Genomic DNA, 25,401 nt, shown 5'->3' with positions numbered 1-25,401 from the left:
CCGGCATGCGGCGCCGCTCAGACGCTCGCGGTCTGGCGGATTTCCTGCAGCAGGTAGCCGAAGCCGCGCACCGTGACGATCTCGACACGGCACTGCTCGAGTTTCTTGCGCACGCGGTGCACGTAGACTTCGATCGCGGTGTCGCCGAGATCGCCGCCGAAATGCGTGAGGTGATCCTGCAGCTGGGCTTTGCTGACGACGCGGCCGTGGCGCAGCAGCAGCATTTCGAGCACGGCGAACTCGCGCGGCGACAGTTCGAGCGGCTTGTCGTCGTTGAAGATGCGGCGATCGACGCCCGACAGGCGGACGCCGCCGAGTGACACTTCCGGGCGCGGCATGTCGCTGTGCGGGCCGCTGCGACGCATCACCGCGCGGATGCGCGCTTCGAGCTCGGCCGGCTCGAACGGCTTGAGCATGTAGTCGTCGGCGCCGGAGTTCAGGCCCTGGATCCGGTCGTTCAGTTCGTCACGCGCGGTCAGCACGATCACGGGCGTGTGGCGGTTGGTCTGGCGGAAACGCGTGAGCAGCGTCATGCCGTCGATGCCCGGCAGGCCGAGGTCGAGGATCACGAGTTCGTGGCGATTTTGTGCCAGCGCCTGTTCGGCAAAGATGCCGTCATGCACCATGTCGACGGTGAAGCCAGCCTGCTCGAGGCTGCTCTGGATTCCGCGTGCGATGGGGCGGTCGTCTTCGATCAGAAGGAGTCGCATGAAGTTCGCTCAAGTACAATGGGTTGGCGGTTCAGGCACGCGGACAGCACGACGCCGTTTCCACAGGGGCGCCGCATCGCCTGACATCAAGCATGGCGGCCAGCGAACGATTAAATCCAATCATGTCCGATATTTCGATCCACGACCTCGAAGCCGCGATCAATTTCTGGCGCGCCCGCTCGCCATCGAGCGGCGACGAACTCAAACTCTGCGAAGAGGCCAGCGCGCTCTCCAAGCCGTATGCGCTGCTGATTGTACAGCGCGAAGGCGCGCTGCAACTGGAAGGTTTGGACCCCAAGGCGCGGAAAGCGTATGAGACTTACGTGCGCCTTAAGGATGGCTTGGAAAGCTGAAGGCTTTCGCTGAGTACATCCTAGAAAACGTTCAGCGAAATGAAAAGTTGGCGCGCCGCGCGTCGCAGGATGCGCGGCGGCAGCGGAAGACTCAGGCGGCCGGCTGGGTGTGCGCGCACACGTGGTCGATGAACTGCGCGAGCATGATGTCGCGCTCGGTCAGGCCGTGCGCGTCGTGGGTCGACAGCGTTATGTCGACACGGTTGTACACGTTGAACCATTCCGGATGATGGTTCATTTCCTGCGCCTTGATCGCGATACGCGTCATGAAGCCGAAGGCCTCGTTGAAATCGGCGAAGCGCAGGCTGCGCTGGATCGCGTCGCGGCCCGGCACGGCCGTCCAGTGCGACAGGCCTTCGAGCCGGGTCTTGCGTTCTTCTGATGTGAGCTTGTGAATCATGGTGCACCTCGTTCGGTAACTAACGGCGCTCGCGCGCGGGCAAAAGCCACGCGGCAAAGCCGGTACCGGTCATTGTTTCATAGTTGAGCGACGGGCATCCGGCGACGGGCATCCGGAGGCGGCCATCCGGTGAGAGGCGGGCGCCGGAGCCCGAATCATGCCGGCATGGCCTGCCGCGTTACGCCCGCGCCCCGTCCGGCCAAACTTCGCCCGTGCCGCGATGCAGCACGAGATCGTGCTCGAGCACCGCGCCGGCCGGGAACTCCGGCAGCGCGGCCAGCCGGTCGGCCAGCGCACGGCCGTCGACGTCGGCGAGCGCGAACAGCTGCGCGAAATCGTCGATCACGAAGTAGGTCCTCTGGAACGTGTCGATCCGGTACTGCGTGCGCATCACGCGCTCCAGGTCAAAGCCGAGCCGGTTCGGCGCCGCGCTTTCGAGGCTGTAGAGGCTCTCGCCCTTGCTCGACACGATCCCGGCACCGTAGATCGACAACCCGTTCGTGCCGTTCGGGTCGCGGATCAGCCCGAATTCCACCGTGTACCAGTAGAGGCGCGCAAGCCGCGCGAGCGCCGCTTCGTCGTCGGCGACCGCGAGCGCGGTGCGGCCGTAGGCCTGCATGTAGTCGGCGAACACCGGCTCGATCAGGAGCGGCACGTGGCCGAACAGGTCGTGGAAGCAGTCGGGTTCCTGCAGGTAGTCGAGCTGATCCGGGCGGCGCATCCACCAGGTGACCGGAAACCGCCGGTTCGCGAGGTGCTCGAAGAACACGCGATCGGGCACGAGGCCCGGCACCGCGACGATCTCCCAGCCGGTTGCCCGCGTCAGCTGACGGTTCACGTCGGCGAACGACGGCACGCGGTCGGCCGGCAGGTCGATCTTCCCGAGCCCGGTAATGAACGCATCGCATGCGCGTCCGCGCAGCAGCGCCGACTGGCGCGCATAGAGCTGCTGCCACACCGCGTGGTCGACCTGGCCGTAGCGTTCGAGCGGCTGGTCGATGGTGAAATCGGCGCGAGTTTCGAGGCCCGCGTCGAACTGCTCCTGCAGCTTCGCGGTGACGACGGTGGACATGATCAGGCTCTGCACGCTGTGGTTGGGAACCATGCAAGTGTAGAGCGGGCGACGTGCGGAATGGGCGCAAAGTTGGCGTGAATTCGAAGATTGATGCGATAATCGCGCATTAAAACACGAATCAATGCGGAGTCTGCTCATGCTGGAACTCGATCACTTCGATCTCGCGCTTCTCGACGTGCTGCAGCGCTTCGGCCGCGCGACGCACCAGCAGCTCGGCGAGGAGGTGCCGCTGTCGCCGTCGCAGATCGGCCGGCGGCTGCAGCGGCTCGAGGCGGCCGGCGTGATCGAAGGCTACCGCGTGATGTTGCGCCCCGAGAAGCTCGGGCTCGGCGTCACCGCGTTCACGAGCCTGAAGCTCAAGCACCACGGCGATTCGATCATCGAGCAGTTCCAGCAGCAGATCGACGTGCTGCCCGAGGTGCTCGAATGCCATGCGGTGGTCGGCGATGCGGATTACCTGCTGCGCATCGTCGCGCCAGATCTCAACGCGCTGTCGCAGTTCGTGATGAAGAAGCTGATGCGCGTGCCGGGCGTCGACAGTGTGCGCTCGAACATCGTGCTGACGACCTTCAAGCGCAACGGCGCGCTGCCGCTCGCGCATCTGGCGCCCGGCGCCGCGTGATGCGGCGGCCCGGCCGGCGGTGGAGCGCCGAATCCCGCCGCAGATAGGGCCGGATCAGACCGCTTCGGATTGCGCGTCGGCGTTCAGCAGGTCGACGTACGCGACCGCGACGAGATCGTCCTGCGCCACGCCGAGCTTCGCGAACACGTCATGCGCTTCGGCTTCGCCGCCGGCTTCGTCGTCGTCGGGGCCGAGCACCACTTCCAGTTCGATGAAATCGCCGAGGCCGTCGACGCGGTCGAGGTGAATCCGCGTGCGGCCGACGAGGTACACGTGCCGTTCCTTCGTCACGATCCCGCGCGTGGTCAGCGCGGTCGCGAGCAGCGAATGCATCGCGTCGGCGTTCGTCACCGGGCTGCGCGTGTAGTACGACGCCTTCGGGCCGTCGCGGTCGTCGCGCTGATAGAAGATCAGTTCGGCCGGCGTGCCGTCCTCGAAGCGGCGCAGCTTCAGCCGGCCGCGCGGCACGTCGTAGAAGAAATCCTGCTGGCGGTAGAAAAGCGGTGCTTCGGTGGCGAGCGTAGCCGCCTGTTCGCGCAGCCGGTCGAATTCACGGGCGCGGGCTTTGATCTCGATGTTGCGGGCCATGCGGGTCTCCTTCAATCAGGGATCTCGCGGTGTGCGAACGCACAATCTAGCAAAAAGCCCGCGATGCTGGCGTGACGAGCCACCGGGACGCGGCGACGCGACGCGGGGCGGGTGATGCGGGTGATGCGGGTGATGTGGGCGATGCGGGTGATGTGGGCGATGCGGGTGATGCGGGTGATGTGGGTGATGTGGGTGATGTGGGTGATGCGGGCGATGCGGGTGATGCGGGTGATGCGGGTGATGCGGATGATGCGGGTGATGCGGATGATGCGGCGATCAGGCGATCAGGCGATCAGGCGATCAGGCGATCAGGCGATCAGGCGATCAGGCGATCAGGCGATCAGGCGATCAGGCGGCGGATCTGGCACCGAATCTGGCGCCGAATCCCGGCACGTGAGCGGCCGCATCGACATCAGCCGCCCTCATATCGCCCATTGGGACTCGATCAGCCGCAGCGCGGCCGCGATCGCCGGCTCGTCGCGCCGCTCGGCGAGCGTCACGAACGTCAGTTCGGTCGGCACCGTCACGCCTTCGACGATCGTCAGCGCATGCGCATGCGCTTCGGCCAGCGCGGTCGAGTCGCGTGCGAGCGTCAAGCCGATTCCGGATTTCACGAGGTCGAGCATCGACTGCTCCTGGTCGACCTCGGCAACCTTGACCGGCTGCGCGCCGGCCGCCGCGAAGCGCCGCGACAGCAGCCGGTGATGCGCGGACGCGGGCGGCGTCCAGATCCACGGCAGCGCGGCGAGCGCGCGCCAGTCGTGCGCGCGCTGCACACGCTCCTTCCAGCCGGCCGGCGCCAGCACGCGATACTGGAAATGCGTGAGCGTGACCGTGTGGAACAGCATCTCGTCGCGCGGATCGTCCTCGCCCGGCCGGCCGATGTAGTAGCCGACGTCGAGCGCCTGCGCATGTATCTGCTCGAGTACCCACCCTGACATCCCGTGCCGCAGCGCCGTCTCGATCTGCGGATGGGTTTCGACCAGCGCGCGCAGGAAGCCGCCGAGCCGCAGGAAACCGGGATCGAGGATCGTGCCGATCCGCAGCCGGCCGCGCACTTCATGGCGCAGCGCGGCCGCGGCGCGCTGCACGTCGGCGGCCGCGGCGAGCGCGCGCTCCGCGTGCGGCAGCAGCGTCTGGCCGTCGCGCGTGAGCGCGAGCCCGCGCGACGTGCGCGTGAACAGCGTGATGCCGAGCGTTTCCTGCAGATGCTTGATCTGCAGGCTGACGGCCGGCTGCGTCAGGTGCAGCTGCACGGCCGCGCGCGTCAGGTTGCCTTCGCGGGCCACCGTCGCGAACGCACGGAGCAGGGTGAGATCCATCGTCGTGATATGAGCGCAGCTTATAACGCAGTTCAGCATAACTCATTGGATCGACGGCCGGGCCGCGGAGTACGCTTCATCGATCGCGTCGCCCGCGGCGCACCCTGCTGAAAACGCCGTGCGCGAGCGCGCTGCGCGGCGTACAACAAGGAAGAAGACGCAAGGAGACATGTCGTGAGTACTCAACGTACGCTCGAGGGCGAATTCGATTACGTGATCGTCGGCGCGGGCACCGCGGGCTGCGTGCTCGCGAACCGCCTGACCGAGAATCCCGACATCCGCGTGCTGTTGCTCGAGGCGGGCGGCAAGGACGACTATCACTGGATCCACATCCCGGTCGGCTATCTATACTGCATCGGCAATCCGCGCACCGACTGGCTGTACAAGACGCAGCCCGAGGCGGCGCTCAACGGCCGCGCGCTGTCGTATCCGCGCGGCCGCGTGCTCGGCGGCTGCTCGTCGATCAACGGGATGATCTACATGCGCGGCCAGCGCGAGGATTACGACAGCTGGGCGCAGGAAACCGGCGACGCCGGCTGGTCGTGGGACAGCGTGCTGCCGATCTTCAAGCGCAGCGAAGACCACCACGCGGGCGCGAGCGATGCGCACGGCGCGGGCGGCTACTGGCGCGTCGAGAAGCAGCGGCTGCGCTGGGAGATCCTCGAATCGTTCGCGCAGGCCGCGCAGCAGACGGGCATCCCCGCGACCGACGATTTCAACCACGGCGACAACACCGGGGTCGGCTATTTCGAGGTGAACCAGAAGCGCGGCGTGCGCTGGAATACGTCGAAGGCGTTCCTGCGGCCCGCGATGACGCGCCCGAACCTGACCGTCATCACCGGCGCGCACGCGCAGCGCGTGATCTTCGACGGGCGGCGCGCGGTCGGCGTCGAGTATCGCGGCGGCGGCACCGACTACGTCGCGCACGCGAGCGCCGAAGTGCTGCTGACCGCCGGCGCGGTGAATTCGCCGCAGTTGCTCGAACTGTCGGGCATCGGTGCGGGCGCACGACTGCAGGCGCTCGGCATCGACGTCGTGCAGGATCTGCCCGGCGTCGGCGAGAACCTGCAGGATCACCTGCAGTTGCGGATGGCGTTTCGCGTCGATGGCGTGCGCACGCTCAACACGCTATCCGCGCACTGGTGGGGCAAGCTGATGATCGGCGCCGAATATGCGCTGCTGCAGCGCGGGCCGATGTCGATGGCGCCGTCGCAGCTCGGCGCGTTCGCGAAGTCCGATCCGGACGATCCCGCGCTCACGCGCCCCGATCTCGAATATCACGTGCAGCCGCTGTCGCTCGAGCGCTTCGGCGAGCCGCTGCACGGGTTCAACGCCTTTACGGCGTCGGTCTGCCATCTGCGGCCGAGCTCGCGCGGCAGCGTGCACATCGCGAGCGCCGATGCGGGCGTGGCGCCGTCGATCGCGCCGAACTATCTGTCGACCGACCACGATCGTCATGTCGCCGCGAACGCGCTGCGTCTCACGCGCCGGATCGCGTCCGCGCCGGCGCTCGCACGCTATCGTCCGGAGGAGATCCTGCCGGGCACGCAGTATCGGACCGAAGCCGAACTGATCGATGCGGCGGGCGCGGTCGGCACCACGATCTTCCATCCGGTCGGCACGTGCCGGATGGGGCGCGTGGACGACGAGCGGGCCGTCGTCGACAGCCGGTTGCGCGTGCGCGGCATCGCGGGGCTGCGGATCGTCGATGCATCGGTGATGCCGTTCATTACGTCGGGCAACACGAATTCGCCGACGCTGATGATCGCCGAGCGCGCGAGCGACATGATCCGCGCCGATCGACGCGCGGCGCAGGAAGCGACGCACGTGCGAACGGAAGCGTCGGTGACGGCTGCGTGACACCACGCTGACATCCACGACAGCGGGCTGCCATTCAGCCGCCTGCTGATTCGCGATGCGAAGCACGCCGAAGCGAGCGGATCGCACCGGATTGGTGAGATAAGCGTGCATCGCGTGCGTGCGTTCGCGCAGGCACGCGCGATGCGCATGCGAGTGCCGATGATGCGCGTGTCAAAAAAACCCGTCGAAAATTCGCGAAGCGCCGCATCGGATAGGGCGTCAGCCCTATAAGTGCAAATCCCGATGATTGCACTGCACCAACGGGGCGACAATGTTGCGCAATGTGCATACGCGTCGGCGCGGGAGACCACCCTCGATGCGTGATACGGCGTCCGGGGACAGCCCGCTCATCCGCAGCCAGTTCGCGGTCGCTTGCGCGAATCTTCCCGGTGGTTCGCCTGACTTCGTACGGAAGGGAACATGATTCTCGGCGACACGATTCTCGAAACACGCGGACTGACGAAGGAATTCAGGGGCTTCACCGCCGTGAACGGTGTCAACTTGCGTGTGCGCCGCGGTGCGATCCATGCGTTGATCGGACCGAACGGCGCGGGCAAGACCACCTGCTTCAACCTGCTGACCAAGTTCCTGACACCGACGGCCGGTCAGATCGTCTTCAACGGCATCGACATCACCGACGAGCGCCCCGCGCAGGTCGCCCGCCGCGGCATCATCCGTTCATTCCAGATCTCGGCGGTATTCCCGCACCTGAGCCCGCTGCAGAACGTGCGCATCGGCCTGCAGCGCTCGCTCGGCACCGAATTCCATTTCTGGCGCAGCGAGCGCACGCTGAAGCGGCTCGACGATCGCGCGATGGACCTGCTCACGCAGGTCGGCCTCACCGATTTCGCACACGTGCCGACCGTCGAGCTCGCATATGGCCGCAAGCGCGCGCTCGAGATCGCGACGACGCTCGCGATGGAACCCGAACTGATGCTGCTCGACGAGCCCACGCAAGGGATGGGCCATGAGGACGTCGACCGCGTGACCGCGCTGATCAAGAAGGTCGCGAGCGGCCGCACGATCCTGATGGTCGAGCACAACATGAACGTGATCGCCGGCATCTCCGACACGATTACCGTCCTGCAGCGCGGCGAGGTGCTGGCCGAAGGCTCGTATGCGGAGGTGTCGAAGAATCCGCTCGTGATCGAAGCCTATATGGGCAGCGCCGACGCGGCGCTCGCGGGGGCGCACGCATGAAGCGCAGCGAACGGGAGGAACGCGAATTGAGCGGCGTCGAGAGCGGCACGCCCGCGCTGGAGATCACGGGCCTCGAGGCCTGGTACGGGGAATCCCACATACTGCACGGTGTCGACCTGAGCGTTCATCGCGGCGAGGTCGTGACGCTGCTCGGCCGCAACGGCGCGGGCCGCACCACGACGCTGCGCGCGATCATGGGCCTCACCGGCCGCCGCAGCGGGTCGATCAAGGTTGCGGGAAACGAAACGATCGGCCTCGCGACGCACCGCATCGCGCATTTCGGCGTCGGCTATTGCCCGGAGGAGCGCGGGATCTTCTCGAGCCTGTCGTGCGAGGAGAACCTGATGCTGCCGCCGCTGATCGGGCCGCGCGAGCATGCGATGCCGCTCGACGAGATCTACGCGATGTTCCCGAATCTCGCGTCGCGCCGGCAGAGCCAGGGCACGCGGCTGTCCGGCGGCGAGCAGCAGATGCTCGCGGTGGCGCGGATCCTGCGCACCGGCGCGAACCTGCTGCTGCTCGACGAAATCTCCGAAGGCCTCGCGCCGGTGATCGTGCAGGCGCTCGCGCGGATGATCGTCGCGCTGAAGGCGCGCGGCTACACGGTCGTGATGGTCGAACAGAATTTCCGCTTTGCCGCGCCGCTCGCCGACCGCTTCTACGTGATGGAGCATGGCCGCATCGTCGAGCATTTCCGTGCATCCGAACTGGAAGGCAAGATGCCGATCCTTCACGACCTGCTCGGGGTGTGACGCCGCCCTGTTTCCCTTGCCGCTAGCCGTGGCGGCTCTCGAATAACCACAACGCATCAGAAGAACAGGAGACGTCAATGAAAATGAAGACCCTCGCACAAGCCTGTCTCGCGCTCGCGACCGCCGCGTTCACCGCCGGCGCCGCGCATGCCGCGGATACCGTGAAGATCGGTTTCGTCACCGACATGTCGGGACTGTATTCGGACATTGACGGCCAGGGCGGCCTCGAGGCGATCCGCATGGCCGTCGCCGATTTCGGCGGCAAGGTGCTCGGCAAGCCGATCGAGGTCGTCTATGCCGACCACCAGAACAAGGCGGACATCGCCGCGTCGAAGGCGCGCGAATGGATGGATCGAGGCGGTCTCGACCTGCTCGTCGGCGGCACGAATTCGGGGACGGCGCTGGCGATGGCCAAGCTCGCCGCGGAGAAGAAGAAGGTCTACATCAACATCGGTGCGGGCGCGGACACGCTGACGAACGAGGAGTGCACGCCGTACACGGTGCACTATGCGTACGACACGATGGCGCTCGCGAAAGGCACCGGCTCGGCGGTGGTGAAGCAGGGCGGCAAGACGTGGTTCTTCCTGACCGCCGACTACGCGTTCGGCAAGGCGCTCGAGAAGAACACGTCGGACGTCGTGAAGGCGAACGGCGGACAGGTGCTGGGTGCGGTACGGCATCCGCTGTCCGCGTCGGATTTCTCGTCGTTCCTGCTGCAGGCGCAATCGTCGAAGGCGCAGATCCTCGGCCTCGCGAATGCGGGCGGCGACACGATCAACGCGATCAAGGCCGCGAAGGAATTCGGCATCACGAAGACGATGAAGCTCGCCGGGCTGCTGATGTTCATCAACGACGTGCACAGCCTCGGCCTCGAAACGACGCAGGGCCTCGTGCTGACCGACAGCTGGTACTGGAACCGCGATGCGGCATCGCGCCAGTGGGCGCAGCGCTACTTCGGCAAGATGAAGAAGATGCCGTCGAGCCTGCAGGCGGCCGACTACTCGTCGGTGACGACCTACCTGAAGGCCGTGCAGGCGGCCGGCACGACCGACTCCGACAAGGTGATGGCCGAGCTCAAGAAGATGAAGATCAACGACTTCTACGCGAAGGGCGCCATCCGCCAGGACGGCAGCATGATTCACGACATGTACCTGATGGAAGTGAAGAAGCCGTCGGAGTCGAAGGAGCCGTGGGACTACTACAAGGTGCTCGCGACGATTCCGGGCGACCAGGCGTTCGGCACCAAGAAGGAATCGCGCTGCGCGCTGTGGAAGTGAGCGCGACGTAGCGGCATGGCGGCGCCCTGCGGCGGCCGCGGCGATGTGCTCGCTGCGCCGCTCGCGTGCGCCGCGGCCTGAAGGTTGCGCACGCAACGAAACTCATACTGACGGCTAAGTCGATGGAAATCTTTGGCATTCCGTTGCCGGCGATGCTGAGCCAGTTGCTGCTCGGGCTCGTCAACGGCTCGTTCTACGCGATCCTGAGCCTCGGGCTCGCGGTGATCTTCGGGCTGCTCAACGTGATCAACTTCGCGCACGGCGCGCTGTTCATGCTGGGCGCGATGCTCGCGTGGATGGGGCTGTCGTACCTCGGGTTGCCGTACTGGGCAATGCTCGCGCTCGCGCCGTTGATCGTCGGCGCGTTCGGGATCCTGGTCGAGCGTTCGATGCTGCGCTGGCTGTACAAGCTCGATCACCTGTACGGGCTGTTGCTCACGTTCGGCCTCACGCTCGTCGTCGAAGGCGTGTTCCGCTCGATCTACGGCTCGTCCGGCCAGCCGTACGACGTGCCGTCGCAGCTGTCCGGCGCGACCAATCTCGGCTTCATGTTCCTGCCGAACTACCGCGCGTGGGTGGTCGTCGCGTCGCTCGCGGTGTGTCTCGCGACCTGGTTCGTGATCGAGAAGACGCGCCTGGGCGCCTATCTGCGCGCCGGTACCGAGAACCCGAAGCTCGTCGAGGCGTTCGGCGTGAACGTGCCGATGATGATCACGCTCACCTACGGCTTCGGCGTCGCGCTCGCGGCGTTTGCCGGCGTGCTCGCCGCGCCGGTGATCCAGGTGTCGCCGCTGATGGGCCAGCCGATGATCATCACCGTGTTCGCGGTGGTCGTGATCGGCGGGATGGGCTCGATCCTCGGCTCGATCATCACGGGGCTGCTGCTCGGCGTGATCGAGGGCTTCACGCGCGTGTTCTATCCGGAAGCGTCGGCCACGGTCGTGTTCGTGATCATGGCGATCGTGCTACTGATCCGCCCGGCGGGCCTGTTCGGCAAGGAAAAATGATGCAGAGAAAAGTGCTCTACGGCGTGCTGCTCGCCGCACTGCTCGCCGCGCCGTTCATCGGCGCGTATCCGGTCTTCGTGATGAAGGTGCTCACGTTCGCGCTGTTCGCGGCCGCGTTCAACCTGCTGATCGGCTATACAGGGCTGCTGTCGTTCGGCCATGCGATGTTCCTCGCGACCGCCGGCTACGGCACCGGTTATGCGATCCAGACGCTCGGCTTCACGCCGGAGCTCGGCGTGCTCGTCGGCACGTTCGCCGCGACGCTGCTCGGGCTCGTCGTCGGCCTGTTCGCGATCCGGCGGCAGGGCATCTACTTCGCGATGATCACGCTCGCGTTCGCGCAGATGGTCTACTTCATCTACCTCCAGGCGCCGTTCACGCGCGGCGAGGACGGCCTGCAGGGCGTGCCGCGCGGACACCTGTTCGGGCTCGTCGACCTGTCGAACGACGTCGCGCTCTACTACGTCGTGCTCGCGGTGATCGTTGCGGCGTGCGCGTTCATCGTGCGAATCGTGCACTCGCCGTTCGGCCAGGTGCTCGTCGCGATCAAGGAGAACGAGGCGCGTGCGATCTCGCTCGGCTACGACACCGATCGCTTCAAGCTGCTCGCGTTCATCCTGTCGGCCGGGCTCGCGGGGCTGGCCGGTTCGCTGAAGGTGCTGGTGCTCGGCTTCGAGACGCTGTCCGACGCGCACTGGACGATGTCGGGCCTCGTCGTGCTGATGACGCTCGTCGGCGGGATGGGCACGCTGTTCGGGCCGTTGCTCGGCGCGGCGCTGATCGTCGCGCTGGAGGACCGGCTCGGCGACATCGGCGAATGGCTCGCGTCAGCCACCGGCATCGGCTGGTTCCACTCGCTCGGCGAATCGGCGACGATCGTCACGGGGCTGATCTTCATCGCGTGCGTGCTGGCATTCCGGCGCGGGATCGTGGGCGAGATGGTCGCGCGGGTGAAGACGCTCAGGCCATCCTGAATGCATCGCGTCGGTGCGGCGGGTGGAATGCACGGTTGATGCAAGGCTGATGCGAAGCACCATCCGGCACGGCCGGGAAGGGCGTTTCGGCGGCCTCCGGCCGGTGCCGCGCGGCAGGGCTGGTGCCCCATTTTCGTGCGGCGATGCACCATAGGGGTAAATGCTAAGTTGTCGCAGCATGAAAGGTCCTTTAATCTTCGTTCAGTTCTGATGCACCGCGAAACGAATTTGCAGGTGGAGAACGAGGAGACAATCGAGGCACAAAGTGCCCGGACCCCAAAGCGCTGTTGGACGGAATCCAACAGCGCTTTTTCATTTGTGCGCGCGAATTTCCCTCGATGCTGCACGGGAGCGGCGCCGCGTTCCGCGCGCCCGTATTCAGCTTCGCACTGCCCACGCTTCACCCCGTCCCCCGTTTTTGTCACGCCTGCCGGTCGATCGCCGCTGGCGCGCAGCCGCGTGCATGCCGTCCGGGCTTACCCGGTTGGCGTGCGCAAAATGCGTCCGTTACACTCAGCTTTCGCCGACCGCACGGTCGGGAAAATCGGTCGGCAGTTCTCCTACAAGCAAAATGCAGAAGAGGGAGTACGGTTGGATGAGAAGCGCAGGACGATGGATCGGGGCACGAGGGGCGGCTGGCGCCGCTCGTACGGGGTGGGCGGCGCATGGTTATGCCCGCGCTTTCGCGAGCCGCTCCGAGGCCGGTATGCGCGCTCCGGCGCGGTTGGCCGGCACGAGTGTTTCTCCGGTCGTTGCGTTCGCATCTACATGAACTGCCGCTCTTCCGATCTTGCGCCGGCGACACGCGTGGCCGAATCCGCTTCGGCCGGTCGGCCCGCCGGCGATCGTTGCCTGCGCATCGATCGCCTTTCCCGCAAGCCCGCATTTCCGCGCTTGCTTCATCCTGACGACATTGCGGCCGCGCATCGTGACGGTCGAACGACCGCTTCGGAATACGCGGCGGCGCACGCGCGCGTTTCACGGGAAAACGAGCGTAGGCGCGGCAGGGCGAGATAGTTAAATTATTAACTTGTTTGAGGGCCGGGAGCCGCCCGAGCGACCCGTGGATTTTTCGAGCAGCGTTTGGAGACAACATAAATGAAGATGAATCGATGGATGGAGGTTCTGCTTGCCGCGGGCCTCGTGTGTGCGGCGGCCACGGCGTCGGCACAGGTGAAGATCGGCGTGACGCTGTCGGCCACCGGGCCGGCCGCATCGCTCGGGATTCCGGAAAAGAACACGATCGCGCTGCTGCCGAAGGAAATCGCGGGCCAGAGTGTCCAGTACATCGTGCTCGACGATGCGTCCGACACGAGCCGTGCGGTGCAGAACGTGCGCAAGCTGATCGACGAGGATCACGTCGACGCGATCATCGGTTCGTCCGTCACGCCGAATTCGCTCGCGATGCTCGATCCGGTGTCGCAGGGCAAGACGCCGACGATCTCGCTCGCGGCGAGCGCGCAGATCATCGCGCCGATGGACGCGAAGCGCGCGTGGATGTTCAAGGTGCCGCAGAACGACCAGCTGATGGCCGACGCGATCGCCGGCTACATGGCGAAGCACGGCGTGAAGACGATCGGCTTCATCGGCTTCGCCGACGCGTACGGCGACAGTTGGTACAACACGTTCAACGCGGCCGCGACGAAGAACGGGCTGAAGGTCGTGTCGAACGAGCGCTACAACCGCACCGATGCGTCGGTGATGGGGCAGGTGCTGAAGCTGCTGGGCTCGAATCCCGACGCGGTGCTGATCGCCGGCTCCGGCACGCCGGCCGCGCTGCCGGCCAAGACGCTCAAGGAGCGCGGCTACAAGGGCAAGGTGTACCAGACGCACGGCGTCGCGAACAACGACTTCCTGCGCGTGTGCGGTAAGGATTGCGAAGGCGAGATCCTGCCGGCCGGCCCGGTGCTCGTGACCGACCAGCTGCCGGATTCGAATCTGGTGAAGAAGCCGGCGCTCGGCTACAAGGCTGCGTACGAGAAGGCGTACGGCGCGGGCTCGCTGTCGACCTTCGGCGGCCATGCGTGGGATGCGGGGCTGCTGCTGCAGCGTGCGATTCCCGACGCGCTGAAGAAGGGCCAGCCGGGCACCGAGGCGTTCCGCGAGGCGCTGCGCGCATCGCTCGAGAGCGTGAAGAACCTGCCTGTATCGCACGGCGTGATCAACATGACGTCGACCGACCACAACGGCTTCGACACGCGTGCGCGCGTGATGGTGCAGATCGTCGAGGGCAAGTGGAAGCTGCAGGCCGAGTAAGCATCACGTGAAACCGGCGGGCGCGGCGCGAACGGCGCCGTGCGCGCCGTCGGCAGCGCGGCGGGCCTGGCGGCCCGCGTTCGCGCCGCATGGAGTGTCCGGGAAGCCGCCGCACGACGCCTGACCTTCCGGTCTTGCCGTCCGCGTGCGCGGCCGCCCCCGTCGCCGATTCTCCGCAGCATTCTCGATACACGAAACGTATGGATTTCTCGATTGCGGCGATCCTCGCGCAAGACGGCATCACGACCGGCGCCATTTATGCATTGCTGTCGCTGGCGCTCGTGCTGGTGTTTTCCGTCACGCGGGTGATCTTCATTCCCCAGGGCGAATTCGTCGCCTACGGCGCGCTCACGCTTGCGGCGTTGCAGGCGCAGAAATTTCCCGCTACGTGCTGGCTGTTGTTCGTGATGGGCATCGCGTGCTTCATGCTGGAAGTCGGCGGCCTGGTCCGTCATCGCGAACGCCGCCATCAGCTCGGCCGTACGCTCGCGACGCTGGGGAGCCGCTACGTGCTGCTGCCGCTTGCGGTGTTCGCGCTCACGCGCAGCTTTGCCGCGCAGCCGTTGCCGATGCTCGCGCAGATCGCACTGACGCTCGCGATCGTCGTGCCGATGGGGCCGTTCGTCTACCGGCTCGTCTACCAGCCGATCGCCGAAGGCACGACGCTGCTGCTGCTGATCGTGTCGGTCGCGGTCCATTTCGCGATGGTCGGCCTCGGGCTCGTGATGTTCGGCGCGGAAGGCTCGCGTACCAACGGATTCGCGGACGCGTCGCTGTCCGTCGGCAGCATGACGGTGTCGGTGCAGAGCATTCTCGTGGTCGTGACCGCGCTGGTGCTGATCGGTGCGCTGTACGTGTACTTCGGTCGCACGATCGCCGGCAAGGCACTGCGCGCGACGTCGGTGAACCGGCTCGGCGCGCGGCTCGTCGGCATCGGCACGACCGAAGCCGGGCGGCTGGCGTTCACGCTGGCAGCGGGGCTCGGCGTGCTGTCCGGCATCCTCGTCGGTCCGCTGACGACCATCTATTACGACTCCGGCTTCCTGATCGGCCTGAAGGGCTTCGTCGGCGCGATCATCGGCGGGCTGGTCAGCTATCCGCTCGCGGCGGCCGGCTCGCTGCTCGTCGGCGTGCTCGAATCGTATTCGTCGTTCTGGGCGAGCGCGTACAAGGAAGTGATCGTGTTCACGCTGATCATCCCGGTGCTGCTGTGGCGCAGTTTCGCGACGCCGCATGCGGAAGAGGAAGAGGAGTGACACGATGAAGACGATGGTACGGAACAAGACCTTCTGGGTGTTTCTCGTGGTGCTGTTCGCGCTGCCGGTGCTGCCCGGCGCGCTGCAGGTGCCCGAATACTGGATCACGCTGCTGAACTACATCGGCCTCTACGCGATCGTCGCGATCGGGCTCGTGCTGCTGACGGGTGTCGGCGGGATGACGAGTTTCGGGCAGGCCGCGTTCGTCGGCATCGGCGCGTATGCGACGGCGTTCCTGACGACGCGATACGGCGTGTCGCCGTGGCTCGCGCTGATCGTCGGCGTCGTGCTGACGGCGCTCGTCGCGCTCGTGCTGGGTGCGGTCACGATGCGCCTGTCCGGGCACTTCCTGCCGCTCGGCACGATCGCGTGGGGCCTCGCGCTGTTCTATCTGTTCGGTAACCTCGAGCTGCTCGGCAAGTACGACGGGATCAACGGGATTCCGGCGCTGAACCTGTTCGGCATCGAGCTCGGAAGCGGCCGCAGCCTGTACTTCCTGATCTGGGCCGTCGTGCTGGCGGCGATCGTGTCGGTGCAGAACCTGCTCAACAGCCGCCCCGGCCGCGCGATCCGCGCGCTGCGCGGCGGAGGCGTGATGGCCGAGGCGATGGGGGTGAACACCGCATGGATGCGCGTCGTGATCTTCGTCTACGCGGCCGTGCTCGCCGCGGTATCGGGCTTCCTGTACGCGCATCTGCAGCGCGCGGTGAACCCGACCCCGTTCGGACTGAACCACGGGATCGAATTTCTGTTCATGGCCGTGGTCGGCGGCGTGTCGCACGTGTGGGGCGCGGTGCTCGGCGCGGCGATCCTCACCGTGCTGCAGGACTACCTGCAGACGCTGCTGCCGAAGCTGCTCGGCTCGGAAGGCAACTTCGAGATCATCGTGTTCGGCGTGCTGATGGTGCTGCTGCTGCAGTACGCGCGCCAGGGCGTGTGGCCGTTCGTCGCGAAGCTGTTTCCGCGCGGGCCGCGCGCACATGTGCCCGACCAGGCCGATCCGATGCCGCAGCGTGCGAAACCGGTGGCCGGCGAGCCGCTGCTTGTCGTCGACAACGCGCGCAAGCAATTCGGCGGGCTGGTGGCCGTCAACGACGTCAGTTTCGACGTGAAGGCGGGGCAGATCATCGGTCTGATCGGCCCGAACGGCGCCGGCAAGTCGACCACCTTCAACCTCGTGACCGGCGTGCTCCAGCCGACCGGCGGCGCGATCACGTTCCGCGGCGAGCGGATCGACGGGCTCACGTCGCGTCAGATCGTCCGGCGGGGGATCGGCCGTACGTTCCAGCACGTGAAGCTGCTGCCGACGATGACGGTGCTCGAGAATGTCGCGATCGGCGCGCATCTGCGCGGTCATACGGGCGTGTGGCGCAGCATCGCGCGGCTCAACGCGCACGAGGAGGCGCAACTGCTCGCCGAAGCGGCACGACAGATCCGCCGCGTCGGGCTCGAAAAGCACATGTACGACGAAGCGGGCAGCCTCGCGCTCGGCCAGCAGCGGATTCTCGAAATCGCACGCGCGCTGTGCTGCGACCCGACGCTGCTGCTGCTCGACGAGCCGGCCGCCGGGCTGCGCTACCAGGAGAAGCAGCAACTCGCCGATCTGCTGCGGCGCCTGAAGGCCGAAGGGATGAGCGTGTTGCTCGTGGAACATGACATGGATTTCGTGATGAACCTCACCGACCGGCTGGTGGTGATGGAATTCGGCACGCGGATCGCGGAAGGACTGCCGCAGGACGTGCAGCAGGATCCGGCGGTGCTCGAAGCGTATCTGGGCGGGGTGGAGTGATGACGGTGGACACGACGATGCCGATTCTCGAGGTGCGTGGACTGGCGGTCCGGTACGGGAAAGTCGAGGCGCTGCACGGTGCGGCGATCAAGGTGGGCGCGGGGCAGATCGTCAGCGTGATCGGCCCGAACGGTGCCGGCAAGTCGACGATGCTGAATGCGATCATGGGCGCGTTGCCCGTGACCGGGCATGCGTCGGGCGCGGTCATGTACCGCGGCAACGACGTGGGCGCGCTGCCGGTCGAGCAGCGCGTCGCGCGCGGGATGTGCCTCGTGCCGGAAAAACGCGAGCTGTTCAGCACGATGACGGTCGAGGACAACCTCGTGCTGGGCGCGTATCGCCGCAAGCTCGCGGGCGAGTCGAACTTCCTCGACCAGCTCGATCATGTGTTTGCGCTGTTTCCGCGGCTCAAGGAGCGGCGCAAGCAGGCGGCCGGTACGCTGTCGGGCGGTGAGCGGCAGATGCTTGCGGTGGGCCGCGCGCTGATGGGCAAACCCGACCTGCTGATGCTCGATGAGCCGAGCCTCGGGCTGGCGCCGCTGATCGTGAAGGAGATTTTTCATATCATCAGCGCGTTGCGCGGCACAGGCGTCGCGACGCTGCTGATCGAGCAGAACGCGCGGGCGGCACTGCAGATCTCGGACTATGGTTACGTACTGGAGACGGGTGAGTTGGCGCTGGAAGGGCCGGCGGCCGAGCTGGCACAAAATCCGCGCGTGATCGAAACGTACCTCGGGTTGGCGAAGAAGATGGCTTGATGGTTAGGGCGGGTGGCGGGAAACGGGCGGCGTGTTTCACGTGAAACACGCCGTTTTTGTTTTCGGGGGCGGGGCGATGCTCCGACGAATCGGGTTTGGGGATAAGTGCCGGAGCATCCAGCCGAAGCGCTGTGATCCGGCGGGTGGGTTGCACAGGGTAACGAGCGTTGTCTGCACGACAACCCGCTATTGCCGTGAGACAAACGGCACAGGGGATAAGTATGGGGCGACGGATCGGAAATACTGTGAAGGCGGCAGCGATGTCGGGTCTCGCGAGCCGCCGCCCACCGCGGTTCTGCACAGCTTGACGGTGTGCGTCGAGTTCGCGGCGGCGTCGCCGTGGCAGGGGTGGACCGCACAGCTAGGCCAATCGGCCAAAAAAACGACGAAATGAACCGGCCCTACCATTCGGATGGCCTTCGGGTGAAAAGCGAACCCGCTATAATTCGCCCCATACATTTCTCAGATAGGTTCGTGCGCAGTCCTGTGCACGGAATCCACCATGCTTTTTCCCACAGAATTTGACGTCATCGTTGTCGGTGGCGGGCACGCCGGCACGGAAGCCGCGTTGGCATCGGCCCGTATGGGCGCGAAGACGCTGCTGCTGACCCATAACATCGAAACGCTCGGGCAGATGAGCTGCAATCCGTCGATCGGCGGCATTGGCAAGGGCCATCTGGTCAAGGAAGTCGATGCGCTCGGCGGCGCGATGGCTGCCGCGACAGACGAGAGCGGTATTCAGTTCCGGATCCTCAATTCGTCGAAGGGCCCGGCCGTGCGTGCGACGCGCGCTCAGGCCGACCGCATCCTCTACAAGGCCGCGATCCGCCATCGGCTCGAGAATCAGCCGAACCTATGGCTGTTCCAGCAGGCAGTGGACGACCTGATGGTCGAAGGCGACCGTGTGGTCGGCGCCGTCACGCAGATCGGCATCCGCTTCCGTGCGCGTGCGGTGGTGCTGACGGCAGGTACGTTCCTCGACGGCAAGATCCACGTCGGTCTGAACAACTATACGGGCGGTCGCGCGGGCGATCCGGCGGCCGTGTCGTTGTCAGCGCGCCTGAAGGAGCTGAAGCTACCGCAGGGCCGCCTGAAGACCGGTACGCCGCCGCGTATCGACGGCCGCTCGATCGACTTTTCGAAGCTGGACGAGCAGCCGGGCGACCTCGATCCGATTCCCGTGTTCTCGTTCCTGGGCCGCGCTGATCAGCATCCGCAGCAGCTGCCGTGCTGGGTCACGCATACGAACGAGCGCACGCACGACATCATTCGCGGCGGCCTCGACCGTTCGCCTATGTATACAGGCGTGATCGAAGGTGTCGGCCCGCGTTACTGCCCGTCGATCGAGGACAAGATTCACCGGTTCGCGTCGAAGGAATCGCACCAGATCTTCCTCGAGCCGGAAGGGTTGACGACCAACGAGTTCTATCCGAACGGGATTTCGACGAGCCTGCCGTTCGACGTGCAACTCGAACTCGTGCACTCGATGCGCGGCCTCGAGAACGCGCACATCCTGCGCCCCGGCTACGCGATCGAGTACGACTACTTCGATCCGCGCGCGCTGAAGGCGTCGCTCGAGACGAAGGCGATCAACGGGCTGTTCTTTGCGGGCCAGATCAACGGTACGACCGGCTACGAAGAAGCGGCCGCGCAAGGCCTGCTGGCCGGCCTGAACGCTGGCCGCTACGTGCAGGAGAAGGACGCATGGTGCCCGCGTCGCGACCAGGCCTACCTTGGCGTGCTGGTCGACGACCTTGTCACGCGCGGCGTGGCCGAGCCGTACCGGATGTTCACGAGCCGTGCGGAATACCGCTTGAGCCTGCGCGAAGACAACGCGGACATGCGTCTGACCGAGATCGGTCGCGAGCTGGGGCTCGTCGACGACGCGCGCTGGGACGCATTCAGCCGGAAGCGCGACGCTGTTTCACGTGAAACCGAACGCCTGAAGTCGACGTGGGTCACGCCGAAGACGCTGCCTCCGGAAGAGGCAACGGCTTTGCTCGGTAAGGCGATCGATCACGAGTACAGCCTCGCCGAACTGCTGCGCCGCCCGGGCATCAGCTACGACGGCGTGTGCAGCCTGAAGGGTGGCGAATGCGCGCCGGCCGAACCGCTGGCCGACGATCCGGTGCTGCTCGAGCAGATCAAGGAGCAGGTCGAGATCGGCATCAAGTACCAGGGCTATATCGAGCGACAGGCGAGCGAGATCGAGCGCAACGATGCGAACGAGAACACGCGCCTGCCGGACGGCATCGACTACCGCGAGGTTCGCGGCCTGTCGTTCGAAGTAAGCCAGAAGCTCAACGAGTTCCGGCCGGAAACGATCGGCCAGGCATCGCGGATCTCGGGCGTCACGCCGGCTGCGATCTCGCTGCTGATGGTGCACCTGAAGCGCCGTGGCCTAGGTCGTCGTAACGGCACCGCCGCCGAGGCGACGGAGCAGGGGGACGGCACCGTCCCGACGCAACAATGACGGCGCGTCGCGCGCCGGCGGTTAATCGGGACGTACTTGAACAGATGCTCGTCGACGGCACGGCCGCGCTCGACATCGCATTGACGGATGCACAACGCAACCAGCTGCTCGACTATGTCGCGCTGCTCGGCAAGTGGAACGCGGTCTACAACCTGACTGCGATCCGCGACCCGAAGCAGATGCTGATCCAGCACATTCTCGATTCGCTCTCGATCGTTCCGCATCTGCGCGACCGTGCATCTGCGCGCGTGCTCGACGTGGGGTCGGGCGGTGGGCTGCCTGGCATCGTGCTGGCGATCGTCCAGCCGGACTGGCAGGTGACGTTGAACGATATCGTGCAGAAAAAGTCTGCATTCCAGACGCAAATGCGCGCGGAGCTGAAGCTCGCGAACCTGTCGGTCGTCACCGGGCGGGTCGAATTGCTGCAGCCGGGTGTCGAAGTGCCGGAAAAATTCGACATGATCGTGTCCCGCGCCTTCGCGGATCTATCCGACTTCGTTAAACTTGCTCGTCATCTCGTCGCGCGCGGCGGATCGATCTGGGCAATGAAGGGCGTTCACCCGGACGACGAAATTGCACGACTGCCGGAAGGCAGCCGCGTAAAGCAGACGATGCGGCTTGCAGTACCGATGCTCGATGCCGAACGGCACCTGATCGAGGTGATCGTCGACTAGGCGAATTGAAGGCGCGCGTTAGCGCGCCGTTTGTTTGAAGGTAAAGGGAACACACCAACGATGGCAAAGATCTTCTGCGTTGCGAACCAGAAGGGGGGCGTCGGCAAGACGACGACATCGGTCAATCTCGCCGCAAGCCTTGCAGCGCAGGAGCAACGAGTCCTGCTGATCGATCTCGACCCGCAGGGCAACGCGACGATGGGCAGCGGGATCGACAAGGCCGCCTGCGAGTCGACCGTGTACGAAGTGCTGATCGACGGCGTATCGGTGACGGACGCGCGCGTACGTCCGGAGGGCGTCACGTACGACGTGCTGCCGGCTAACCGCGAGCTGTCGGGTGCCGAGATCGAGCTGATCGGCATCGATAACCGCGAGCGTCGGCTGAAAGCCGCGCTCGAGCGCGTGGCCGACGACTACGACTTCGTGCTGATCGATTGTCCGCCGACGCTGTCGCTGCTGACGCTGAACGGACTGTGCGCGGCACATGGCGTCGTGATCCCGATGCAGTGCGAGTACTTCGCGCTGGAAGGGCTGTCGGATCTCGTCAACACGATCAAGCAGGTTCACGCGAACATGAACCGCGACCTGAAGATCATCGGCTTGCTGCGCGTGATGTTCGATCCGCGCATCACGCTGCAGCAGCAAGTTTCCGATCAACTGAAAGCGCACTTCGGCGACAAGGTGTTCGACGCGGTGATCCCGCGCAACGTGCGCCTGGCGGAAGCGCCGAGTTACGGGTTACCGGGCGTCGTGTTCGACCGCAACTCGCGCGGTGCGCAGGCGTATATCCAATTCGGTGCCGAGATGATCGACCGCGTGCGCGCGTTCGAGGTGTCGTGATCCGGACATGAGCGAAGCGAGGAAGAAAGACATGAACGCGGTACCAAAGAAGAAGGGCTTGGGACGTGGCCTCGAAGCGCTGCTCGGCGGCAGTGCGGACATCACCGAAGCGGTGAAGATCGAAGGGGCGCCGAACACGCTCGCGCTCGGCAAGCTGCAGGCCGGCAAATACCAGCCGCGGACACGGATGGACGAAGGCAGTCTGCAGGAACTGGCGGCCAGCATTCGCGCGCAAGGCGTGATGCAGCCGATCCTGGTGCGGCCGATTTCGTCTGACAAATACGAGATCATCGCCGGCGAGCGACGTTTCCGCGCGGCACGCCTGGCCGGTCTCGACGAAGTGCCGGTGCTCGTGAAGGACGTATCCGATCAGGCTGCCGCCGCGATGGCGCTGATCGAGAACATCCAGCGCGAGGATCTGAACCCGCTGGAAGAGGCGCACGGTATCCAGCGCCTGCTCGACGAGTTCGGTTTCACGCACGAACAGGCGGCCGAATCGGTGGGCCGTTCGCGCAGCGCGGTGTCGAACCTGCTGCGCCTGCTGAATCTCGCTGCGCCGGTGCAGACGATGCTGTTGGCCGGCGATCTCGACATGGGCCACGCGCGTGCGCTGCTCGCGGTCGACGCGGCGACGCAGATCACGCTCGCGCACCAGGTCGTCAACAAGCGCATGTCGGTGCGCGAGACCGAGAAGCTGGTCGCGCACACGACGAAGGAAGCGCCGACGGTGAAGGCGCGCGCGAAGGATGACGGCGGCCGCGACACGCGCCGTCTCGAAGAGGAGTTGTCCGACCTGCTCGCGTCGACGGTTAAGATCAAGCTCGGCCGCCGCGGGCGAGGGCAGGTGATGATCGATTTCGGCAACCTCGATGCGCTCGAGGGCATTCTCGTGCGCTTGCGCGGCAACGTCGCGACCGAAGAGTAACGAGGCGCGATTGATAGAGAACACTGGCGCGGCGGCGCCACGCCGTTGGCTTGCCTGGCTGTTGAAGGAGCCGGTGCTGTCGGTACTGGCGCTTGCACTGATCATTCTGCAATGGTTGCATCCGCAACCAATCGCCGCACTGGCCGGGCGCGTCGACTGGCAGACCGTCGCGACGCTCGCGGGCCTGCTGATGCTGACCAAGGCGCTCGAGTTGTCCGGATGCCTGATGTGGCTCGCGCATCGCATCGTGCATCACGTGCATTCCGAGCGTGGGCTCGCGATACTGCTCGTCGTGTTCGCGGCGGCACTCGCGATGTGGCTCACCAACGACGTCGCGCTGTTCGTCGTCGTGCCGCTGATGGTGTCGCTGCGCGCGCTGACGCCGCTGCCGTTCCGGCGGCTCGTGATCGCGGTCGCGCTGGCCGTCAACGCGGGGTCCGTCGCGACGCCGCTCGGCAATCCCCAGAACCTGTTCCTGTGGCAATTGAGCGGCATGTCGTTCGGCCGCTTCGTCGTCACGCTCGGGCCGCTCGCGCTGGCGTTGATGGCGCTGCTGCTCGTGCTGACGGCGTGCGCGTTTCGCGCGAAACCGCTTGATCTATCGGGCGACGTCGAGGTCGTTCCGGTGCAGCGCATGCACGCGCTGCTCGCGGCGGTGCTGTTCGGTGCGTTCGTGCTGCTGGCCGATGCACACCATCCGGTGCCGGGCCTGATTGCCGTCGTGCTCGCGCTGCTGGTGGCAAGACGTGACGCAGTCCTGAAGATCGACTGGCTGCTGCTGCTGATCTTCGTGCTGATGTTCGTCGTGCTGCGCAGCGCGGCCGCGCTGCCCGTCGTCCACGATGCGATCGCGCGGATCCATCTCGATTCGCCGCTGCGTGTGTTCGCGGCAGGGGTGGTGCTGTCACAGGGAATCAGCAACGTGCCGGCGGCCATCCTGCTGTCGGAATTCACGCACGACTGGCGTGCGCTCGCGTTCGGCGTATCGGTCGGCGGCTTCGGGTTCGCGATCAGTTCGCTCGCGAACCTGATCGCGGTGCGTCTCGCGAAGGAGCCGCGCATGTGGCTGCCGTTTCACCTCGTGTCGATTCCGTTCGCGATCGCGAGCGCGGCACTGGGGGCGTGGTTGCTCGTTCACGGTTGAGCGGCGCGGCCGCCTGCGGTGCAGGCGGGCCGCAAGCCTGGCGTGGAAGGCGCACGGCGTTCCACGCCGTTGCGAAGCCGGGCTGTTGATAAGTGCAGCGATTCACAGTCGATATTCTGTGGCGGCACAACAACTGATTGCGAGCATCGTCCCGCTCGCAGCCCCGCGCATTTCGCGCGCTGCGCCCAACGCGATGGTCACGCTGTTTCCTGTGTTCCGCATCGTTGCGCCGGGTCGTTTTCCGTGCCCGCGTCACAGCAGCATTCCTGCTGCGATCACGTCGCGTCGATGACACCCGTGCCAGGCATCGATGTCGCGTCATGTCGTCGTCGCCGGACTTTTTTGGGCGAGCAACACCGGTGCAGGAAGGCGACCTTACAACTGTCATCGTACGTCGTCGATTCGCGCGTTTTTCACATGATGATGCGTCGTTTTGCACAGGTTTTTGTCGCGTCTAAAGCCTTGAATCACTTGCAACTATCGCTTACAATCGCCCGGATTTGTTAGCTAGGCACCCCTGAAAGCTTTCGGAAAGTCTGGGGCCGGGTTCAAGGATTTTGCGGAAAATTGCGATGGCGGGTCAGGCGCCGAACGACAGGCACGATGATCACCGAGCGCAACGCACCGCTTCAGCGGCCGGCGAACGGCGCGAGTCCGATGCCGACGACTGGGATGCCGAGCAGCAAGATAACAACATCGTTCCGCTCACGCGGACGGAAGCCGAGAGGCTGTTCGGTCCGAACGTGAGCAAGCCGTCGCGCGTGACCCCCTACAAGGTGGTGGCCGCGCAGGTGGTCTTGTCCCTGGTTGCAACGCTGGCGTGGTGGCTGTTTTCAAAGTCGCCGGGCGCCGCTGCGCAGTCCGCGTTTCTGGGCGGGGCGATCGGCTGGGTGCCAAGCGCGTTGTTCGTGGCACGACTGAAGGCAGGTGGCTCGGCCACCGTCATGAGCTGGGTGATGGGCGAAGCCCTGAAGCTCGGCCTGACGATCGGGATGTTCGCAGCAGTGGCGTTCGGCTGGGCCGGCGTGCACTGGGTGCCGTTCCTGATCACGTACCTCGTCGTGCTGAAGACGTACTGGATCGCGCTGGCCTGGCGGTAAGAAACAAGCAGCGTGCGGTTTCGACAACGAACCGCACCGGCCCGTT

General features: G+C 65.6%; 23 protein-coding genes. 18 read left to right on the top strand and 5 right to left on the bottom strand.

The annotated features are described in order from the left end of the window. Positions 1–17: 17 nt before the first annotated feature. Positions 18–710 carry a response regulator transcription factor gene (locus SB786_RS08865; RefSeq protein WP_006401494.1) on the bottom strand — a complete coding sequence of 231 codons (693 nt, stop codon included), beginning with the start codon at positions 708–710 and terminating at the stop codon, positions 18–20. Between the two features lie 122 nt (positions 711–832). On the opposite strand from SB786_RS08865, the gene SB786_RS08860 reads away from it, so the two are divergent. Then, positions 833–1,063 (top strand): DUF3717 domain-containing protein, encoded by a 231-nt coding sequence (locus tag SB786_RS08860; RefSeq protein ID WP_006756491.1) that lies wholly within the window; start codon positions 833–835, stop codon positions 1,061–1,063. Positions 1,064–1,154: 91 nt separating this feature from the next. On the opposite strand, the gene SB786_RS08855 is transcribed toward SB786_RS08860, so the two are convergent. Together SB786_RS08855 and phhA are read right to left on the bottom strand one after the other, a co-directional pair. Next, complete coding sequence (locus SB786_RS08855) at positions 1,155–1,520, bottom strand: 4a-hydroxytetrahydrobiopterin dehydratase (protein ID WP_410727139.1); 366 nt, start codon at positions 1,518–1,520, stop codon at positions 1,155–1,157. 121 nt (positions 1,521–1,641) lie between these two features. Continuing rightward, complete coding sequence (gene phhA / locus SB786_RS08850; RefSeq protein WP_410727138.1) at positions 1,642–2,568, bottom strand: phenylalanine 4-monooxygenase; 927 nt, start codon at positions 2,566–2,568, stop codon at positions 1,642–1,644. A gap of 106 nt (positions 2,569–2,674) precedes the next feature. Here phhA and SB786_RS08845 point away from each other — a divergent pair, with 106 nt between their 5' ends. Then, the gene (locus SB786_RS08845; protein ID WP_006408082.1) at positions 2,675–3,160 is read left to right on the top strand and encodes an Lrp/AsnC family transcriptional regulator; all 486 of its coding nucleotides are present in this window, start codon (positions 2,675–2,677) and stop codon (positions 3,158–3,160) included. 54 nt (positions 3,161–3,214) lie between these two features. Here SB786_RS08845 and SB786_RS08840 read toward each other — a convergent pair whose 3' ends face one another. Both SB786_RS08840 and SB786_RS08835 read right to left on the bottom strand, forming a co-directional pair. After that, on the bottom strand, positions 3,215–3,748 hold the full coding sequence (locus tag SB786_RS08840; RefSeq protein ID WP_410727137.1) for a class IV adenylate cyclase: 534 nt from the start codon (positions 3,746–3,748) through the stop codon (positions 3,215–3,217). A 422-nt stretch (positions 3,749–4,170) separates the two neighbouring features. Further along, positions 4,171–5,070 (bottom strand): LysR family transcriptional regulator, encoded by a 900-nt coding sequence (locus tag SB786_RS08835; RefSeq protein WP_410727136.1) that lies wholly within the window; start codon positions 5,068–5,070, stop codon positions 4,171–4,173. 174 nt (positions 5,071–5,244) lie between these two features. On the opposite strand from SB786_RS08835, the gene SB786_RS08830 reads away from it, so the two are divergent. From SB786_RS08830 to SB786_RS08755, 16 genes are all read left to right on the top strand, one after another. Further along, the gene (locus SB786_RS08830) at positions 5,245–6,930 is read left to right on the top strand and encodes a GMC family oxidoreductase (RefSeq protein WP_410727135.1); all 1,686 of its coding nucleotides are present in this window, start codon (positions 5,245–5,247) and stop codon (positions 6,928–6,930) included. Between the two features lie 420 nt (positions 6,931–7,350). Continuing rightward, positions 7,351–8,130 carry an ABC transporter ATP-binding protein gene (locus SB786_RS08825; RefSeq protein WP_006751332.1) on the top strand — a complete coding sequence of 260 codons (780 nt, stop codon included), beginning with the start codon at positions 7,351–7,353 and terminating at the stop codon, positions 8,128–8,130. Beyond that, positions 8,127–8,882 carry an ABC transporter ATP-binding protein gene (locus tag SB786_RS08820; RefSeq protein WP_006751331.1) on the top strand — a complete coding sequence of 252 codons (756 nt, stop codon included), beginning with the start codon at positions 8,127–8,129 and terminating at the stop codon, positions 8,880–8,882. The genes SB786_RS08825 and SB786_RS08820 overlap by 4 nt, the downstream gene beginning before the upstream one ends. A gap of 77 nt (positions 8,883–8,959) precedes the next feature. Then, positions 8,960–10,159 carry an ABC transporter substrate-binding protein gene (locus SB786_RS08815; protein WP_410727134.1) on the top strand — a complete coding sequence of 400 codons (1,200 nt, stop codon included), beginning with the start codon at positions 8,960–8,962 and terminating at the stop codon, positions 10,157–10,159. A 122-nt stretch (positions 10,160–10,281) separates the two neighbouring features. Further along, on the top strand, positions 10,282–11,166 hold the full coding sequence (locus SB786_RS08810; protein WP_006751329.1) for a branched-chain amino acid ABC transporter permease: 885 nt from the start codon (positions 10,282–10,284) through the stop codon (positions 11,164–11,166). Continuing rightward, positions 11,166–12,140, top strand: coding sequence for a branched-chain amino acid ABC transporter permease (locus tag SB786_RS08805; protein ID WP_410727133.1), 975 nt, complete (start codon positions 11,166–11,168; stop codon positions 12,138–12,140). Before SB786_RS08810 ends, SB786_RS08805 begins: the two co-directional genes overlap by 1 nt. Before the next feature lie 1,098 nt (positions 12,141–13,238). Beyond that, positions 13,239–14,396: an ABC transporter substrate-binding protein gene (locus tag SB786_RS08800; protein WP_410727132.1), complete on the top strand. Its 1,158-nt coding sequence runs from the start codon at positions 13,239–13,241 to the stop codon at positions 14,394–14,396. A 200-nt stretch (positions 14,397–14,596) separates the two neighbouring features. Beyond that, complete coding sequence (locus SB786_RS08795; protein ID WP_410727131.1) at positions 14,597–15,652, top strand: branched-chain amino acid ABC transporter permease; 1,056 nt, start codon at positions 14,597–14,599, stop codon at positions 15,650–15,652. A gap of 4 nt (positions 15,653–15,656) precedes the next feature. After that, the gene (locus tag SB786_RS08790; protein WP_410727130.1) at positions 15,657–17,441 is read left to right on the top strand and encodes an ABC transporter permease subunit; all 1,785 of its coding nucleotides are present in this window, start codon (positions 15,657–15,659) and stop codon (positions 17,439–17,441) included. Further along, complete coding sequence (locus SB786_RS08785) at positions 17,441–18,199, top strand: ABC transporter ATP-binding protein (RefSeq protein ID WP_175708635.1); 759 nt, start codon at positions 17,441–17,443, stop codon at positions 18,197–18,199. The genes SB786_RS08790 and SB786_RS08785 overlap by 1 nt, the downstream gene beginning before the upstream one ends. Positions 18,200–18,701: 502 nt before the next feature. Continuing rightward, positions 18,702–20,672 carry a tRNA uridine-5-carboxymethylaminomethyl(34) synthesis enzyme MnmG gene (mnmG, locus tag SB786_RS08780; RefSeq protein WP_410727129.1) on the top strand — a complete coding sequence of 657 codons (1,971 nt, stop codon included), beginning with the start codon at positions 18,702–18,704 and terminating at the stop codon, positions 20,670–20,672. Continuing rightward, on the top strand, positions 20,669–21,346 hold the full coding sequence (gene rsmG / locus SB786_RS08775) for a 16S rRNA (guanine(527)-N(7))-methyltransferase RsmG (protein WP_410727128.1): 678 nt from the start codon (positions 20,669–20,671) through the stop codon (positions 21,344–21,346). The genes mnmG and rsmG overlap by 4 nt, the downstream gene beginning before the upstream one ends. 60 nt (positions 21,347–21,406) lie before the next feature. Continuing rightward, a complete protein-coding gene (locus SB786_RS08770; protein ID WP_105785896.1) occupies positions 21,407–22,186 on the top strand; it encodes a ParA family protein in 780 nt (259 codons plus the stop codon). Positions 22,187–22,217: 31 nt separating this feature from the next. Next, positions 22,218–23,111 carry a ParB/RepB/Spo0J family partition protein gene (locus SB786_RS08765; RefSeq protein ID WP_006751763.1) on the top strand — a complete coding sequence of 298 codons (894 nt, stop codon included), beginning with the start codon at positions 22,218–22,220 and terminating at the stop codon, positions 23,109–23,111. Between the two features lie 13 nt (positions 23,112–23,124). Continuing rightward, positions 23,125–24,255 (top strand): SLC13 family permease, encoded by a 1,131-nt coding sequence (locus SB786_RS08760; RefSeq protein WP_410727192.1) that lies wholly within the window; start codon positions 23,125–23,127, stop codon positions 24,253–24,255. A 572-nt stretch (positions 24,256–24,827) separates the two neighbouring features. After that, positions 24,828–25,355 carry an ATP synthase subunit I gene (locus SB786_RS08755; RefSeq protein ID WP_228906377.1) on the top strand — a complete coding sequence of 176 codons (528 nt, stop codon included), beginning with the start codon at positions 24,828–24,830 and terminating at the stop codon, positions 25,353–25,355. Positions 25,356–25,401: the final 46 nt, after the last annotated feature.

It is taken from the genome of Burkholderia sp. SIMBA_062, assembly GCF_046534765.1.
In the GTDB taxonomy this organism is placed as follows: domain Bacteria; phylum Pseudomonadota; class Gammaproteobacteria; order Burkholderiales; family Burkholderiaceae; genus Burkholderia; species Burkholderia ambifaria.
This window is presented reverse-complemented; position numbering and strand designations above follow the sequence as displayed.

What these genes read in the sequence shown, in the direction of transcription:
- SB786_RS08865 (WP_006401494.1), bottom strand. Translation starts at nt 710, where the DNA reads ATGCGACTCCTTCTGATCGAAGACGACCGCCCCATCGCACGCGGAATC.
- SB786_RS08860 (WP_006756491.1), top strand. Translation starts at nt 833, where the DNA reads ATGTCCGATATTTCGATCCACGACCTCGAAGCCGCGATCAATTTCTGG.
- phhA (WP_410727138.1), bottom strand. Translation starts at nt 2,568, where the DNA reads ATGGTTCCCAACCACAGCGTGCAGAGCCTGATCATGTCCACCGTCGTC.
- SB786_RS08845 (WP_006408082.1), top strand. Translation starts at nt 2,675, where the DNA reads ATGCTGGAACTCGATCACTTCGATCTCGCGCTTCTCGACGTGCTGCAG.
- SB786_RS08840 (WP_410727137.1), bottom strand. Translation starts at nt 3,748, where the DNA reads ATGGCCCGCAACATCGAGATCAAAGCCCGCGCCCGTGAATTCGACCGG.
- SB786_RS08835 (WP_410727136.1), bottom strand. Translation starts at nt 5,070, where the DNA reads ATGGATCTCACCCTGCTCCGTGCGTTCGCGACGGTGGCCCGCGAAGGC.
- SB786_RS08825 (WP_006751332.1), top strand. Translation starts at nt 7,351, where the DNA reads ATGATTCTCGGCGACACGATTCTCGAAACACGCGGACTGACGAAGGAA.
- SB786_RS08820 (WP_006751331.1), top strand. Translation starts at nt 8,127, where the DNA reads ATGAAGCGCAGCGAACGGGAGGAACGCGAATTGAGCGGCGTCGAGAGC.
- SB786_RS08815 (WP_410727134.1), top strand. Translation starts at nt 8,960, where the DNA reads ATGAAAATGAAGACCCTCGCACAAGCCTGTCTCGCGCTCGCGACCGCC.
- SB786_RS08810 (WP_006751329.1), top strand. Translation starts at nt 10,282, where the DNA reads ATGGAAATCTTTGGCATTCCGTTGCCGGCGATGCTGAGCCAGTTGCTG.
- SB786_RS08805 (WP_410727133.1), top strand. Translation starts at nt 11,166, where the DNA reads ATGCAGAGAAAAGTGCTCTACGGCGTGCTGCTCGCCGCACTGCTCGCC.
- SB786_RS08800 (WP_410727132.1), top strand. Translation starts at nt 13,239, where the DNA reads ATGAAGATGAATCGATGGATGGAGGTTCTGCTTGCCGCGGGCCTCGTG.
- SB786_RS08795 (WP_410727131.1), top strand. Translation starts at nt 14,597, where the DNA reads ATGGATTTCTCGATTGCGGCGATCCTCGCGCAAGACGGCATCACGACC.
- SB786_RS08790 (WP_410727130.1), top strand. Translation starts at nt 15,657, where the DNA reads ATGAAGACGATGGTACGGAACAAGACCTTCTGGGTGTTTCTCGTGGTG.
- SB786_RS08785 (WP_175708635.1), top strand. Translation starts at nt 17,441, where the DNA reads ATGACGGTGGACACGACGATGCCGATTCTCGAGGTGCGTGGACTGGCG.
- mnmG (WP_410727129.1), top strand. Translation starts at nt 18,702, where the DNA reads ATGCTTTTTCCCACAGAATTTGACGTCATCGTTGTCGGTGGCGGGCAC.
- rsmG (WP_410727128.1), top strand. Translation starts at nt 20,669, where the DNA reads ATGACGGCGCGTCGCGCGCCGGCGGTTAATCGGGACGTACTTGAACAG.
- SB786_RS08770 (WP_105785896.1), top strand. Translation starts at nt 21,407, where the DNA reads ATGGCAAAGATCTTCTGCGTTGCGAACCAGAAGGGGGGCGTCGGCAAG.
- SB786_RS08765 (WP_006751763.1), top strand. Translation starts at nt 22,218, where the DNA reads ATGAACGCGGTACCAAAGAAGAAGGGCTTGGGACGTGGCCTCGAAGCG.
- SB786_RS08755 (WP_228906377.1), top strand. Translation starts at nt 24,828, where the DNA reads ATGGCGGGTCAGGCGCCGAACGACAGGCACGATGATCACCGAGCGCAA.